This is a genomic window from Fulvivirga ligni (assembly GCF_021389935.1).
GTDB classification, from domain to species: Bacteria; Bacteroidota; Bacteroidia; order Cytophagales; family Cyclobacteriaceae; genus Fulvivirga; species Fulvivirga ligni.
In genome coordinates this window covers 3,214,851-3,227,813 of sequence record NZ_CP089979.1, presented here as the reverse complement: position 1 = coordinate 3,227,813, position 12,963 = coordinate 3,214,851, and the positions used below count along the sequence as shown (strand labels likewise).

Sequence of the window (12,963 nt, the reverse complement as noted above, 5' to 3'; positions counted from 1 at the left end):
CTAACACAATTAAAGCAAAAAGCCCATAGGTTGACACCTATGGGCTTTTCTTATTTGAACAGACCTAATTTCTATTTCAAGGCATAGCCAATGTATCCACCATCTACCAATAACTCCGTTCCGGTAATGAAACTGGCATTATCAGAAGTTAAGAATAAAACTGTCTTTGCTATTTCCTCTGGTTGTCCCATTCTTTGGAGAGCCGTGGTAGCAGCAAACTGATCTTTAACTTCAGAATTAGGCACAGCCTTATCAAACCCTTCCGTTTGGGTTGGGCCAGGGCTTACTATGTTTACTCTTATCTTTCTATCTGCCAACTCATTAGCTGCTACTTGAGCAATTTTATTTACCGCTCCTTTAGTTGCCGAATAAATGCTACCGTACATCTGAGAAGCAGTGGCCACTGTGGAAGACGTAAACAAAACAGAGGCACCTTCAACAAGGTAAGGAAGTAATTTTTGAAGAGTAAAGAAATAACCTTTTACATTAGTGTTGAATTGGGCATCAAACTGCTCTTCAGTAGCCTCAGCAATAGGTGCAAATGTGGCTATTCCAGCATTTAAAAATAGTACATCCAATTTGCTTCCACTATCCGCAATGGCACGTTCCAGCTTACCTATTCCTTCTAAATTTGAGGTATCAGAAACTACGGTCTTCAGCTGCGGGCTATTGATCTTCTCAGCTGCCTTACGCAAATTCTCCTCGCTTCTGCTGGTAATCCAAACCGTGGCACCTGCTTCAATATATGCTTTAGCTGTAGCAAAGCCAATGCCTGTGCTACCGCCTGTGATTACTACATTCTTATTCTTGAAATCCATTTTTGAAATGTTTTAAATGATTAATGACACAAAGTTAGACTTCGAGATTTATTTTCGTTACTTTGTAACCAAAAGTAACAGTAACTTTTGGGTAACCAAGTAACAAATGAAGGAAATCAAGTGTGCTGAAAATGACAGCAATAAGAAGCAAATCAGAGCCGTGCATGACGCTATGTATGTGCTGAATGGAAAGTGGAAAATATCTATTATTTCTTCAGTGTGCTACTATAATAAGCGGCGTTTCTCTGACATTCTGAATGATGTAGAAGGCATCTCTAACAAAATGCTTAGCAAAGAACTGAAAGAGCTGGAAATGAATAAGTTAGTTAAAAGAATAGTACTCGATACCCAACCAGTGACCGTGCAATATCAGCTTACCGAGTACGGATTAAGTCTACGATCCATCATAGACCATTTAGCGGAATGGGGCGCTGAACACAGGAAGGTGATTATGGGGAAGTAGCTCGTCCATCACATATAACAACTCTATCATTCTGGAAGCAACACCCACAGCCGATGCCGGATTTTGACCGGTGACTATCATTCCATCATTGACCACATATGGAGCAAAGGGTGAAGTATGTTCAAACACAGCTCCTTGCCGCTTCAGCTCATCTTCTAACATAAAGGGGATGACCTCATCAAGCAAGTGATTATCAAGTTTTTCCTCTTCACTTGTGAAGGCATTGATTGTTTTACCGTGAAGTAAATTTTTCCCATTACTTAATATACAGTTGAGTAATGCTGTGGGGCCGTGGCAGACGGCGCCTATTACCTTCCCTGTTTCGTAAGTATTTCTCACCACTTCTTTCACCGTAAGATCATTGACCATATCAGTCATCAGCCCCAAGCCACCAGGAAAAAACACACCATCATAGGCCGCTATGTCGATATTGCTGAGTTTATGACTGAAGTTTAGTCTTTTAAATCCGGCACTCTCTTTAAAATGTCTACTGTTATTGTGTTCCGGGTTATAACCTACATAGGGAGGTGTCCCTCCAAGAATGCTGGCAAAATCTACGGCTATTCCATTGGCTATAAATTCAAAATAAGGATCCGCAATTTCTGAAAATTCATATCCGGCCATGTGTCTACCACTGCCTGTGATGCTGGTGCTCGTAACTATAAATAATACGTGTTTCATAAATGTTTTTAATTAGATAACTGCAAGAGCCTATGCCTCAGCTCTTGCAGTTTTAGAGATTACTTAATCGTTATAATAGGGTGAATTCATGCCTTTACTGGCAGTTTCGGTAATGGCTCCATCAAAAATTTTGGTCATAAAACTCACTCCGAAATTTCGGGCCTCCTGCGGGAAAACGTTCCAGGCAAAATCTTGCGCATTTTCTATGCTATCAAACTCGTAGAATCCTCCTACTGAATTAGAGCTTACACCACTTAGCCAGGTTTTTCTTACTAACCCTTTCACTTTAAGGAGATTGGGATTTATCTCTTCCCAAGGTACATTGTCAAAAGGAATTGAAAATTGTAATTCTGTGTAGACGAATGCTTTCTTCATTGATTTACTCATAATATTTAACTTTTATTGCTTCGCTGACTTGCGAATACAGGACAAAGTTGATGAGTAAGAAAAACTAAAAAGTTGTCTTATGACAATGCTTTTGTGGTCGTTAATATTGCCAGAACTATGAATTGAGCTGGATGAATTAAGAATTGAGTAGTTTGGCCCTTAGCTTACTTAAAGTTGAATTGGTCATTCCCAGGTATGAAGCTACAGCCTTGCTGGAAACTCTTGTTAATAGTTTAGGTTCGTGCTCCATAACCCATTTAAGCTTATCAATACCTTCCATGCCTAGAAAACTATAAATCCTCATTTGAGAATGGATAAACGCAAACTCCATAAAACGATGGTAGACATTGGCAAACTGCGGCACAGAATTTACAAGCGCATAAAAATCTTCTCTGTGAATCATAAGCAACTCTGATGGCTCTATAGAAACCAGGCAGTCTCTTGAAGGCTTTTGTAAAATAAAGCTGGTGTTGGCTGAAATTATAGAATCTTCAAGGGCAAAAAAGCCTGTGATATCATTACCCTTATCATCGATTTCATAGAGCCGCAGGCAGCCTGAGTTTATGAAATAAAAGTGTTTGCACACCTGACCTATATTACACAACATCTCATTTCTAACGGTTTGCTTTAGATGGAAACATTGGAGGATCTTGTCTAATTCTTTCTCTCCAATGTCTCCATGACCTAAAATGAAATTTTCAAGAGCTTTGAACATAATCTGATTCTATAAATAGCAACTAGCAATTTAGAAAGGTATGAATACAAGATTGTTGTCTTATGACAATATTTATAATCACTAGTCACTCTGAAATAATATCATTCAGCGCTCTGAAAAGATTTAAAGGGTATTCGGCCAACCTGTTACACAAGTATAGATACCATTCTTCTCCATACACATAGTATAATTTAGTGGGATAGCCTTGATCCTTCAGCTGGGCAAGCTGCTCGTTACAAATACCGTATAATGATTCAAATTCATAAGTGCTGGGCGGGGCGTTATACTTTTCAATCAGCTTAATGGCTTGCTGCTGAATAATATCATGATGGGTGGCTATAGAGCACATGTGATGAGAGGCCAATAGCTGATCCAGATAATCTAAATAAACCTCATCCAGTTGTTCTCCTCTAGCCATTCCCAGTTGGGCTGGTATATCAAAAGCACCCTTCACCAGCCTTATTCGTCCGGATTGTTTCTTTAACTCGATAAAATCATCTTTAGACCTATACAAATAGGCCTGCATGGTTATAGACAAATTGCTGAAATCGGGTGAAAATTGGAGATATGTATTTAAGACATGATCGGTCTGTTCTACACCCTCGGCGCTAATGATCACCTCAGTTTTACCTGCATTATCTAAAATCCTACCCAAATTGGCCTCGGCCAGGTCAGTAGATAAATTAAGGCCTATATGAGATAAATCCAGTGATACCGTGGCATTCAGATTTTGCTCATCTATCTGCTTCAATATCCTTAAAAATTCATCGGTAGCCTCGTTTGCATGACGCTCGTCGGCCGCGTTTTCCCCCATATATTCAATTGAGGCTTTATATCCTAAATGATTAGCATCCACCACTTTGGCAACAGTTTGCTCTAAATTATCACCACCAATGTATCTATCAGTAGCTTTTTTTAATACGTTATATATTTGAGGGTTGGCAATTATATAGGACTTAGCCTCCTGACTAAGTGCCATCTTCTTTAAGGCCTGAGATCCAAGGGTGAGAAGGTCTTGATTCATCATAAATGTTAGTTTAGAAAAAGTAATTGAAGAATTTACAAAATAACATATCGAGAATTATAGATATGTTTTATCAAATTTTTTTACAATCCTGTTTTTAGGTTAGATATGAAAGTATCTATGGTAGCTTCATTTCTTCTGTAATATGTCCATTTACCAATTCTGGTGGATAGCAATAAACCAGCCTTTTCCATCATATTTAAATAATGTGAAGTGGCTGATTGAGACAGTCCTATCTTATCCTGTATATGGCAAACACATACACCTTGATCAAAATTTGGCACATTGACCTGTGGCGGAAAGTGCTCTTCCGGCTCCTTTAGCCAGCCAAGTATCTCCACCCTACCCTGATTGCTTAATACTTTACAGATCTCAACAATATTCATTCAACTAATATATCGATAAATCTCGATATGTAAAATTGAATAAGCATAATTTGCATTGTTGATTTGAAAAATGAAAAAATTCAATATTATTTAAACTGAAGCTGAGCTTCTTAATAATTGACTCCCAAATTCATAGCAGTGCTAAATAAAAGGTAGAGTTGCAAAATCGACTTGCAACTCTTTTAAATACCTATATCACCATGGCACCTCTCCGCTATCAGGGTTAGTTTCTTCAGCAAAAAATTTACCCGAAGGGCCATTTTCATCAATGAGTGCATACTTTACAATTCTCTTTCCAGCATTTTCCACCTCTCCACCGATGTGGCCAGTAAAATCTGTTTTGGTGTATCCTGGGCATATCGCATTTACTTTTATTGCCGTATCTCTCAGTTCATAAGCCAGGTGAACGGTATACATATTCATTGCCGATTTTGAAGCCGCATAAACTGCATATTTTGCGTAATCATAGGCTGGCCATTGCGGATCACTCTGTAAGGTAAGCGAACCAACGCTGGTACTAACATTCACAATTCTAGGGCTAAATGATTGCTTAAGCAGCGGTATAAATGCCTGAGTGACATTCACTACTCCATAGAGGTTTACTTCAAGCACCTCTCTATAATTATCCGCCGGTGTTTCTAAAGCACTTTGAGGTACCACGCCACTTATTCCAGCATTATTGATGAGAACATCCAATCGACCTCTCTCCTGCTCTATGATCTCTCTGGCTTTCGCTACAGTTTCTAACTTGGTCACATCAATGGCTATTGCTTTCACATTAATCAGCCCTATGGCTTGTAATTGCTGAATAGCCCGGGCGCCCCTTTCTATATCTCTACTTCCCAGATATACAAAGAAGCCTTGCTGTAATAGCTGCCTGGCGGTTTCAAAACCAATTCCTTTATTGGCTCCTGTTATTAAAGCTGTCTTGGGTAAATTCTTATTTAAATCTGGGTTTTGCTGTGTTTTCGAATCCATTTTATTCATTCTTTTGATTAACAGTACAAAGCTGCCAGATCAAAGCATGAAGTAGTTTACCATTTGGTAAAAACGGATTTACTGTATGTTTTTTCTTATTCGGCTGAGTGATTGCTGAGTTACGCCCAAGTATGATGCTATGTAAGTCAAAGGCACTCTATTGATAAGCGTAGGATGTGTTTCCATAAATTCTAAATATCGGGTGGTAGCGTCTTGCGAGATCACCGGGGCACTACGCGATTTATGAAACATGCACATGTGCACCATTTTATTTTTAATATTATCCCACCCTACTATGGTGTTAGACAATTCTTCCCAGGCCTGCTTAGAGAAAACCACTAATCTGCACTCGGTACATGCCTGAAGATATTCAGAAGAGGCCACATGAGCCTCAAAGTTAACATAATCTACCACCAGACTATTTTCACTAATGAAGCACTTGGTAATTTCCTCGCCTTTATTATTATAATAACAGCCTCTTATCACACCCTCCACTACGAAGCCCACCTGTTTGGGTATCTTTTGAGCCTCCGAAAAATAGTCATCTTTAGCGAGTGTCATTTCTTTCACCTGAAACTTTACCAGCTCAATTTGTTGACTATTTAAATGTCCAAATTTCAGAATATAATCGATCAGCTCATTCATGGATTTAAGTTAAGCAAAGATATTAGCTATGAATTTACCATATGGTAAAAAACAGCAGGTCACTACTGCAAATGTTTTACATTACACATGTACTAAAGATGGAATTTTAAAATTGTGTTAAGCCTTAATAGATATAAATTGAATATGCAGTTCAATGCCAAGTACTTTTCAACCCCAATAGTACCCTTTTATGGATAATAGTGAGAAACAAAGGATTGAGGAAGTTAAAACTTACAAGGTTCTAAATACCGATTCAGAAAATGAATTAACAGAAATTGCGCAAATAGCTGCATTAATGTGTGATTCTCCGGTGTCATTAATAACCCTTGTTGGTAAAGAATATCAATGGTTTAAAGCAAAAAGAGGTATAAGCATACATAGGACCAAGCGAAAAGATTCTTTCTGCCAATTCGCCATAGAATGTCCAGAAAATGTTATGGTTATCAATGATGCCTCCCTGGACTCAAAAGTTCAAGACAATCCTTTCGTAACCCATCACCCCTTCATTAGATTTTATGCTGGTGCACCATTGATAACACCTTCAGGTAAAGCTATTGGTACTTTATGTGTCATTGATTATAAACCCAAAGAAATTACCAGCGAGCAAAAAGAAGGGCTGCAAATATTGGCGCGAAAGGTGATGGACTATTTGAATACTAAAAAACAGCTCCTGGAGTCACAACTTGAAGTGACTGAAATTAGCAAAACACTGATTAAGCTCACCAATAATATCCCCTCAGTGATTTTTCAATTGAAAAGAAATAAAAATGGTAGCTATGGCTATGATTTTCTAAGTTCAGGAGATGGCATAATTAACCTTGACTCCGAAATAAAATCAAAACCTTTGGAGGGGCTTAGGTTGGTACACCCTGAAGACAGAAGCCTGGTGATTCATGCATTAAGAGATGCCCGGCTCACCGGAAAGAAATGGTTTGCAGAATTCCGAGTAATCATTAACGAAGAAACCAGGTGGTATATGGTAAAAGCGATGACTGAGAGAAAAAAAGCAGGAGTAACCATTTGGTATGGATTATTTCAGGAGATTACCAACTACATCAATTATGAAGAAGCATTAGAACAAATAACTTTTGATATATCTCATCTTATAAGGGGCCCGGTGGTCAACCTACTAGGGCTGGCCAACTTAATTGGAACGGAAAAATCATTTACTAAAAAGCAATTGCGTGCATATGCACAACATATTAAACTGGTATCCAAAAAAATGGATGAGTTCACCAAAGAACTTAACAGTATTTATGGTGTAAGACTGGATAATATCAAGCGTGACAACTTAATGCGGAGATCCAGCTATGTGAATACTTGATTCCGGGAAAAGCTCAAATCCGAAAACCTATAAATCCCATTATCTACCATAATAACGCATCCTTTTTCAGATTCTTCTAAATTTATCACAAACTTCTCACTATTCAGCCCATAGAGGGCATATGTCTCTGAGACTAAATAAGTTTGTAGAAATAAGCTTTATATCTATCCCACTTTTTCTAAATTGTGGTTTATTCTACGATATAATCTTATCCTTTTGAATTAAATGACTCGGAAAATTCACAAATTATCAAATGTAGCAAACCGTTCTGATAAAGAATGGGAGGCTTATTTTGAAGGGATTTACAAAGAGTATTTCAAAAGATTGTATGCCTATGTACGAGTGATAGTAGATTCTCAGAGTTTGGCGAAAGATGTGGTCTCTGACTTCTTTTTGGCATTATGGAAAAACAGAAATAGTCTACTTCACGTGAACGATCTGGAAGTTTATCTATTTGTGTCTGTTAGAAATCAGGCCGTTCAAGCACTTCAAAAGCAAGCTAAATTATTCTCTTCCAGAGAAGCACTGGAAGTTAAATTGGAATCTATAGACTATATTAACCCGGAGGAACTCCTTCTAGAAAAGGAACTTCTGAACCTGCTCAAAAAAATCACCTCTGAATTGCCTGATCAATGTAAGCTGATTTTTGAAATGGCTACTGAACGTGGACTTAAAAATGCGGAAATTGCACAGGAGTTGGGCATTTCTGTAGTGACCGTAAAAAGTCAAAAAAGAAAAGCTCAGGTCAAAATCAAAGCAGGCATAATCAAGTACTATCATGATCATGATGACTCCAACCTGCCTGATATCAGAATGATTAGCCAATATCTCTTAGTGCTAGGATATATTCATTGCGAATTTTAACCTGAAAAAGGCCTTTTCTTATTTAATTTCACAACTAATCCAGTGTTTCATTAAACAGAATGTAATTTTTTAACATTTTGAGCGCCTTTTCAAAGCATTGATACTCCTTAATACGAGCGCAGAAAATGCGTGACCTATTATATGGAGCACCTAATCACCAAATACCTAAATAACGAGCTTTCTCATGAAGAATGGGAAGAGTTGCGCCAGTGGCTGGAAAAGAGTGATCTGAATAAGACTACACTTAATAATCTAAAGTCCTTTACCTCAAACATTGATCAGGAGGCAGATGAACTGGAGCAGGTGGTGTGGCATGAGCTGAGCGCTTTGACAAATATTCAAGATAGGCCATTAAAGCCGGCTGTTTCTTTATGGAGGTATGCCAGAGTAGCCGCGGCTTTATTGATCATTGGCGTTATAGGCATAATTGCTTACCAGGCATCTAGAAAAGAACCTGTAACTTATGTAAAAGAGGTCGCTCTATTGGTTAAAGAAGCTCCGTTAGGAACCAAGGTGACCACTAAGTTGCCAGATGGGACTGTAGTAACACTCAATGCTGGCTCCAAAATCAGCTATCCTGAGGTGTTTTCTAACGAAAGCAGAAGAGTTCAACTTACTGGTGAAGCCTTCTTTGAGGTGACACATCAACCACAAAAACCATTTTATGTTGCCTTTGCAAATAGTGAAGTCAAAGTTTTAGGCACCTCTTTTAATATAAGAACTTATCAGAATGAGGGCACATCTTCTGTGTCAGTAGCAACAGGTAAAGTATCCTTTAAAACCTCTAATGATCAATTAATTCTTACACCCTTGGAAATGGGCGTGCATAACCTTAGTTCTTCAGAATTATTAAAAAAAGAAGTGGATGAGTTGGAAGCGTTTGGCTGGACAAAAAAGATACTCTATTTCAATCATGCGCCATTTAATAATGTGATTAAAGAGCTGGAACGGTGGTATGGAGTAGAATTTGAAATCAATGGAAATTTTGAACCACTTGGCCCTTTCTCCGGTGAGTTTAGAAACGAGCCCCTTTCTCAAGTCCTAATGGGATTATCTCACATTTATCATTTTGAATTTGCAATAGACGATAAGAAAGTCACACTGAATAAGATTACGAATCAATAACTAAATCTATAACCAAAAACCCCTTACCCACATGAAATGACGAACACAAAATTTTAGCTACTCTAACGAATAAAAAAACCCACAAGTCCTGGCCTGTCTGCGAAACTTTTCAGGAAATGTGGGCTCAAGCTTTTGATAAAACTACTACCAAAAACCTAATTTTTATGCAATCAAAATTACATAAAATATTTATTAATATGTCCAAATTGTGCATATACGCTATTGTTATACAGCTCTCTGTATATTCACTGACATTTGCTATGGACAGCAAGGCGCAAACAAAAAGCGTTAATGAAATTGAGATCGACCTGAATCTAAAGGCACCTGCAAAACTTGATAAAGTACTGGAGTCTATAGAGAAAAAGACTGAATTCCACTTTTCATTTAGAGACAATGAGGTAAAAGCCCCTTCATACCGTTTACATGCTATTTCTGAAAGAATGACCCTCGGAGATCTGTTAGTGAAAATTTCCCAGCAAACAGAGTTGTCTTTTAAGAGGATCAATAGCAACATCTATATCTATAGAAAAGACAAAGACAGAAGCGAAGCTGTGGTTGAGGTGATACAAGCTGATGTAGAGATCATTGGTACGGTGACCGATGAAAATGGCGATCCTCTTCCAGGAGCAACTATCATAGAAAAAGGAACATCAAATGGTACCATTACTGATGAATATGGATCATTTAAATTATCAGTCCCGGAGGGTTCAACACTGGTGGTTGCTTTTCTTGGTTATGCTCAGCAGGAGATTAAGCTTTCCGGTCAGACCAATCTATCTATAAGCCTGGTGGAGGATATGACCAACCTTGAGGAAGTAGTGGTCGTGGCCTTTGGCACTCAAAAGGAATATTCGATTGTTGGATCAGTTTCCACTGTTCAGCCTGAGCAACTGCAGACTAGCACTAAAAGATCTTTGAGTAACAACTTGGGAGGTCGGATATCAGGAATAATTGCTGTCCAGCGCTCTGGAGAGCCTGGTTATGATAATTCAAATTTCTGGATCAGGGGTATCTCTACCTTTGCAGGATCAAGCAATCCATTGGTTTTGATAGATGGTGTAGAGCGATCTCTCGACAATATTGATCCTGCAGAAATAGCTTCTTTTTCAGTACTTAAAGATGCTGCGGCCAGTGCCGTGTATGGGGTAAGAGGTGCTAACGGTGTCATCTTAATCAACACCAAAAGAGGTAACGTAGGTAAGCCATCGATAAATATTCGCTACGAGCAAGGATATACCCAACCCGTACAACTTCCGCAGTTTTTAGGAGCAGCAGATTACCTTCAGCTACTTAACGAAATAGCCATAGAGTCTGGTCAGGCAGCACCCTACTCAGATGAAAGAATAGAAAAAACCCGTTCTGGAGAGGATCCGGACCTATATCCGGATGTAAACTGGCTGGATGAAATCACCAATGATCATGCTTCAAACAGCAGACTTAATCTAACCGTAAGCGGCGGAAGTGACATTCTAAGGTATTCTTTAGTGACCTCTTATTATGGTGAAAATGGAATAATCGCCAGAGACAATGCACAATCCTGGGACTCATCTATTAAACTCAAACGCTATAATATGAGGTCAAACGTAGATGTGAACGTGACATCCAGCACACTTCTTCGCATCAATATTGGTGGCTATATATTAGATGATAACAGACCTCCACAGTCCATTGACAATTTATTCGCTCGTGCCTTCGAAACGCCGCCATATGTACACCCAACTATCTACTCTTCTGGTGAAATACCTAAAGTAACTGAGAGAGATAATCCGTATGCCCTGGCCACTCAAACGGGATATGAGCGAAGAAGTGGGAGCAAGCTCGAGTCTTTATTCTCCCTAAATCAAGATCTGGGGTCTATCCTACCCGGCCTAAATACCAAGTTAATGTTTGCTTTCGACCGTTATTCAAGCAATGGGGTGAAGAGAAGTAAGAGCCCTGACTACTATAACCCGGCCGTTGGTAGAAATGATGATGGTACGCTGGATCTTGTAATTGCCAATTATGGTCAGGATTTCTTAGGCTATGAGTCTACTACCGAGTGGGGAAACAAAAACATCTACGCGCAGTGGGATTTAACCTACACTAAAAACTTTGGTAAGCATTACATAGATATGCTATTCCTGTACAATCAGCGAAATTATGACGATGGTTCCGCATTGCCTTTCAGAAACCAGGGTATTGCTGGTAGATTATCTTATGCTTTTGACCACAGATATGTGACCGAATTTAACTTTGGGTACAACGGATCGGAGAATTTCGCCAAAGGTAAGCGATATGGTTTTTTCCCATCCGTAGCCGTAGGTTATCTGCTCAGTGAAGAAGCATTTATGAAACCATATAAGGATGTCTTTGACAAGATCAAGTTTAGAGCATCTTATGGACTTGTAGGAAACGACCGCATAGATGGAAGGCGGTTTGCATATATTACGACTATCGGTAATACCGGTGGGTACCGATGGGGCGTTAATAATGACTACCAAAGGGCAGGTCGTACGGAAGGCGACTATGGGGTAGCTGACCTCACATGGGAGACCGTAACCAAGACTAATCTTGGCTTGGAGTTAGGCCTTTTTAATAGCATTAAACTACAAGCAGACTATTTCATAGAAGAGCGCAAAGACATCTTCATGCAGCGAAGGTCTATACCAGGCTCTAGTGGTTTTGTGAACACACCCTGGGCCAACTATGGTAAAGTTAACAATCGCGGAGTTGACCTTTCTCTTAATGTAAATTCCAACATATCCCAGGATTTCAACCTATCTATGTGGGGCACATTTACCTATGCTGTCAATGAAATCATAGAGCAGGATGAGCCCAGCACAGTTATTGGCACCAGCAGGTCAACCACCGGAAAACCGGTAGGACAGATTTTTGGCTTTGAAGATGATGGCCTATTTACTGAGGCGGATTTCGCTAACGTAGAAACCGGTGAACTCATTGAATCAATCCCTAACCATACATTTGGCCCTGTACGTCCAGGTGATATTAAGTATAAGGACATTAACAATGATGGTATAATAGATGATTTAGATAGAACAGCCATAGGCGGCACTGTAGACCCACAGATTATTTACGGATTTGGAATCAACATGCGATATAAAAGCTTCGACTTTGGTGTGTTTTTTCAAGGTAACGCACTTACAAGCAGAATCATAGGCGGGTCTTCATTCATTCCAGGATCCAGTAATGGCGCTTTAGGCAACTACTATGACAATGCTGATGATAGATGGACCCTGGAGAACCCTAGTCAGGATGTGTTCTGGCCCAGACTTTCCAACTACCAAAATGCTAATAACAATCAGGCATCTACCTGGTGGCTTAGAGACATGAGCATGCTTCGAATGAAAAACATAGAGGTGGGTTATAATTTCCCTGTGAAAATGCTCTCAAAAGCAAAAATGAAGAACGGCAGAATCTTCGTTAGGGGTGACAACCTGGTCAGGTTTTCAAAATTCGATCTATGGGACCCAGAGCTAAATACCTCCAATGGTTTCAGATACCCCATCATGAAATCTATCTCCGCTGGTTTCGACCTCAATTTTTAATCATTTAG

General features: G+C 39.2%; 13 protein-coding genes. 5 read left to right on the top strand and 8 right to left on the bottom strand.

Annotated elements, in window-relative coordinates; all coding sequences use genetic code 11:
* Positions 1–71: 71 nt before the first annotated feature.
* Positions 72–818, bottom strand: a complete 747-nt coding sequence (locus LVD16_RS13790; RefSeq protein ID WP_233774532.1) for an SDR family NAD(P)-dependent oxidoreductase — start codon at positions 816–818, stop codon at positions 72–74.
* Between the two features lie 106 nt (positions 819–924).
* Here LVD16_RS13790 and LVD16_RS13785 point away from each other — a divergent pair, with 106 nt between their 5' ends.
* Positions 925–1,281, top strand: coding sequence for a winged helix-turn-helix transcriptional regulator (locus LVD16_RS13785; protein WP_233774531.1), 357 nt, complete (start codon positions 925–927; stop codon positions 1,279–1,281).
* Here the strand turns inward: LVD16_RS13785 and LVD16_RS13780 are convergent.
* The 7 genes from LVD16_RS13780 to LVD16_RS13750 all read right to left on the bottom strand — a co-directional run bounded on the left by LVD16_RS13780 (position 1,234) and on the right by LVD16_RS13750 (position 6,097).
* On the bottom strand, positions 1,234–1,962 hold the full coding sequence (locus tag LVD16_RS13780) for a type 1 glutamine amidotransferase domain-containing protein (RefSeq protein WP_233774530.1): 729 nt from the start codon (positions 1,960–1,962) through the stop codon (positions 1,234–1,236). The genes LVD16_RS13785 and LVD16_RS13780 overlap by 48 nt on opposite strands.
* 63 nt (positions 1,963–2,025) lie before the next feature.
* Positions 2,026–2,337 carry a YdhR family protein gene (locus LVD16_RS13775; protein ID WP_233774529.1) on the bottom strand — a complete coding sequence of 104 codons (312 nt, stop codon included), beginning with the start codon at positions 2,335–2,337 and terminating at the stop codon, positions 2,026–2,028.
* A 148-nt stretch (positions 2,338–2,485) separates the two neighbouring features.
* Positions 2,486–3,064 carry a Crp/Fnr family transcriptional regulator gene (locus LVD16_RS13770; protein WP_233774528.1) on the bottom strand — a complete coding sequence of 193 codons (579 nt, stop codon included), beginning with the start codon at positions 3,062–3,064 and terminating at the stop codon, positions 2,486–2,488.
* An 85-nt stretch (positions 3,065–3,149) separates the two neighbouring features.
* Positions 3,150–4,091 carry a proline dehydrogenase family protein gene (locus LVD16_RS13765; protein ID WP_233774527.1) on the bottom strand — a complete coding sequence of 314 codons (942 nt, stop codon included), beginning with the start codon at positions 4,089–4,091 and terminating at the stop codon, positions 3,150–3,152.
* A gap of 80 nt (positions 4,092–4,171) precedes the next feature.
* Complete coding sequence (locus LVD16_RS13760; protein ID WP_233774526.1) at positions 4,172–4,474, bottom strand: ArsR/SmtB family transcription factor; 303 nt, start codon at positions 4,472–4,474, stop codon at positions 4,172–4,174.
* Positions 4,475–4,669: 195 nt separating this feature from the next.
* Positions 4,670–5,452: an SDR family oxidoreductase gene (locus tag LVD16_RS13755; RefSeq protein ID WP_233774525.1), complete on the bottom strand. Its 783-nt coding sequence runs from the start codon at positions 5,450–5,452 to the stop codon at positions 4,670–4,672.
* 78 nt (positions 5,453–5,530) lie between these two features.
* Positions 5,531–6,097: a Crp/Fnr family transcriptional regulator gene (locus tag LVD16_RS13750; RefSeq protein ID WP_233774524.1), complete on the bottom strand. Its 567-nt coding sequence runs from the start codon at positions 6,095–6,097 to the stop codon at positions 5,531–5,533.
* Positions 6,098–6,287: 190 nt separating this feature from the next.
* Here LVD16_RS13750 and LVD16_RS13745 point away from each other — a divergent pair, with 190 nt between their 5' ends.
* The 4 genes from LVD16_RS13745 to LVD16_RS13730 all read left to right on the top strand — a co-directional run bounded on the left by LVD16_RS13745 (position 6,288) and on the right by LVD16_RS13730 (position 12,955).
* A complete protein-coding gene (locus LVD16_RS13745; protein ID WP_233774523.1) occupies positions 6,288–7,421 on the top strand; it encodes a GAF domain-containing protein in 1,134 nt (377 codons plus the stop codon).
* 225 nt (positions 7,422–7,646) lie between these two features.
* On the top strand, positions 7,647–8,285 hold the full coding sequence (locus LVD16_RS13740) for an RNA polymerase sigma-70 factor (protein WP_233774522.1): 639 nt from the start codon (positions 7,647–7,649) through the stop codon (positions 8,283–8,285).
* A 141-nt stretch (positions 8,286–8,426) separates the two neighbouring features.
* A complete protein-coding gene (locus tag LVD16_RS13735) occupies positions 8,427–9,410 on the top strand; it encodes a FecR family protein (RefSeq protein WP_233774521.1) in 984 nt (327 codons plus the stop codon).
* A gap of 197 nt (positions 9,411–9,607) precedes the next feature.
* A complete protein-coding gene (locus LVD16_RS13730; RefSeq protein WP_233774520.1) occupies positions 9,608–12,955 on the top strand; it encodes a SusC/RagA family TonB-linked outer membrane protein in 3,348 nt (1,115 codons plus the stop codon).
* Positions 12,956–12,963: the final 8 nt, after the last annotated feature.

What these genes read in the sequence shown, in the direction of transcription:
- LVD16_RS13790 (WP_233774532.1), bottom strand. Translation starts at nt 818, where the DNA reads ATGGATTTCAAGAATAAGAATGTAGTAATCACAGGCGGTAGCACAGGC.
- LVD16_RS13785 (WP_233774531.1), top strand. Translation starts at nt 925, where the DNA reads ATGAAGGAAATCAAGTGTGCTGAAAATGACAGCAATAAGAAGCAAATC.
- LVD16_RS13780 (WP_233774530.1), bottom strand. Translation starts at nt 1,962, where the DNA reads ATGAAACACGTATTATTTATAGTTACGAGCACCAGCATCACAGGCAGT.
- LVD16_RS13775 (WP_233774529.1), bottom strand. Translation starts at nt 2,337, where the DNA reads ATGAAGAAAGCATTCGTCTACACAGAATTACAATTTTCAATTCCTTTT.
- LVD16_RS13770 (WP_233774528.1), bottom strand. Translation starts at nt 3,064, where the DNA reads ATGTTCAAAGCTCTTGAAAATTTCATTTTAGGTCATGGAGACATTGGA.
- LVD16_RS13765 (WP_233774527.1), bottom strand. Translation starts at nt 4,091, where the DNA reads ATGATGAATCAAGACCTTCTCACCCTTGGATCTCAGGCCTTAAAGAAG.
- LVD16_RS13760 (WP_233774526.1), bottom strand. Translation starts at nt 4,474, where the DNA reads ATGAATATTGTTGAGATCTGTAAAGTATTAAGCAATCAGGGTAGGGTG.
- LVD16_RS13755 (WP_233774525.1), bottom strand. Translation starts at nt 5,452, where the DNA reads ATGGATTCGAAAACACAGCAAAACCCAGATTTAAATAAGAATTTACCC.
- LVD16_RS13750 (WP_233774524.1), bottom strand. Translation starts at nt 6,097, where the DNA reads ATGAATGAGCTGATCGATTATATTCTGAAATTTGGACATTTAAATAGT.
- LVD16_RS13745 (WP_233774523.1), top strand. Translation starts at nt 6,288, where the DNA reads ATGGATAATAGTGAGAAACAAAGGATTGAGGAAGTTAAAACTTACAAG.
- LVD16_RS13740 (WP_233774522.1), top strand. Translation starts at nt 7,647, where the DNA reads ATGACTCGGAAAATTCACAAATTATCAAATGTAGCAAACCGTTCTGAT.
- LVD16_RS13735 (WP_233774521.1), top strand. Translation starts at nt 8,427, where the DNA reads ATGGAGCACCTAATCACCAAATACCTAAATAACGAGCTTTCTCATGAA.
- LVD16_RS13730 (WP_233774520.1), top strand. Translation starts at nt 9,608, where the DNA reads ATGTCCAAATTGTGCATATACGCTATTGTTATACAGCTCTCTGTATAT.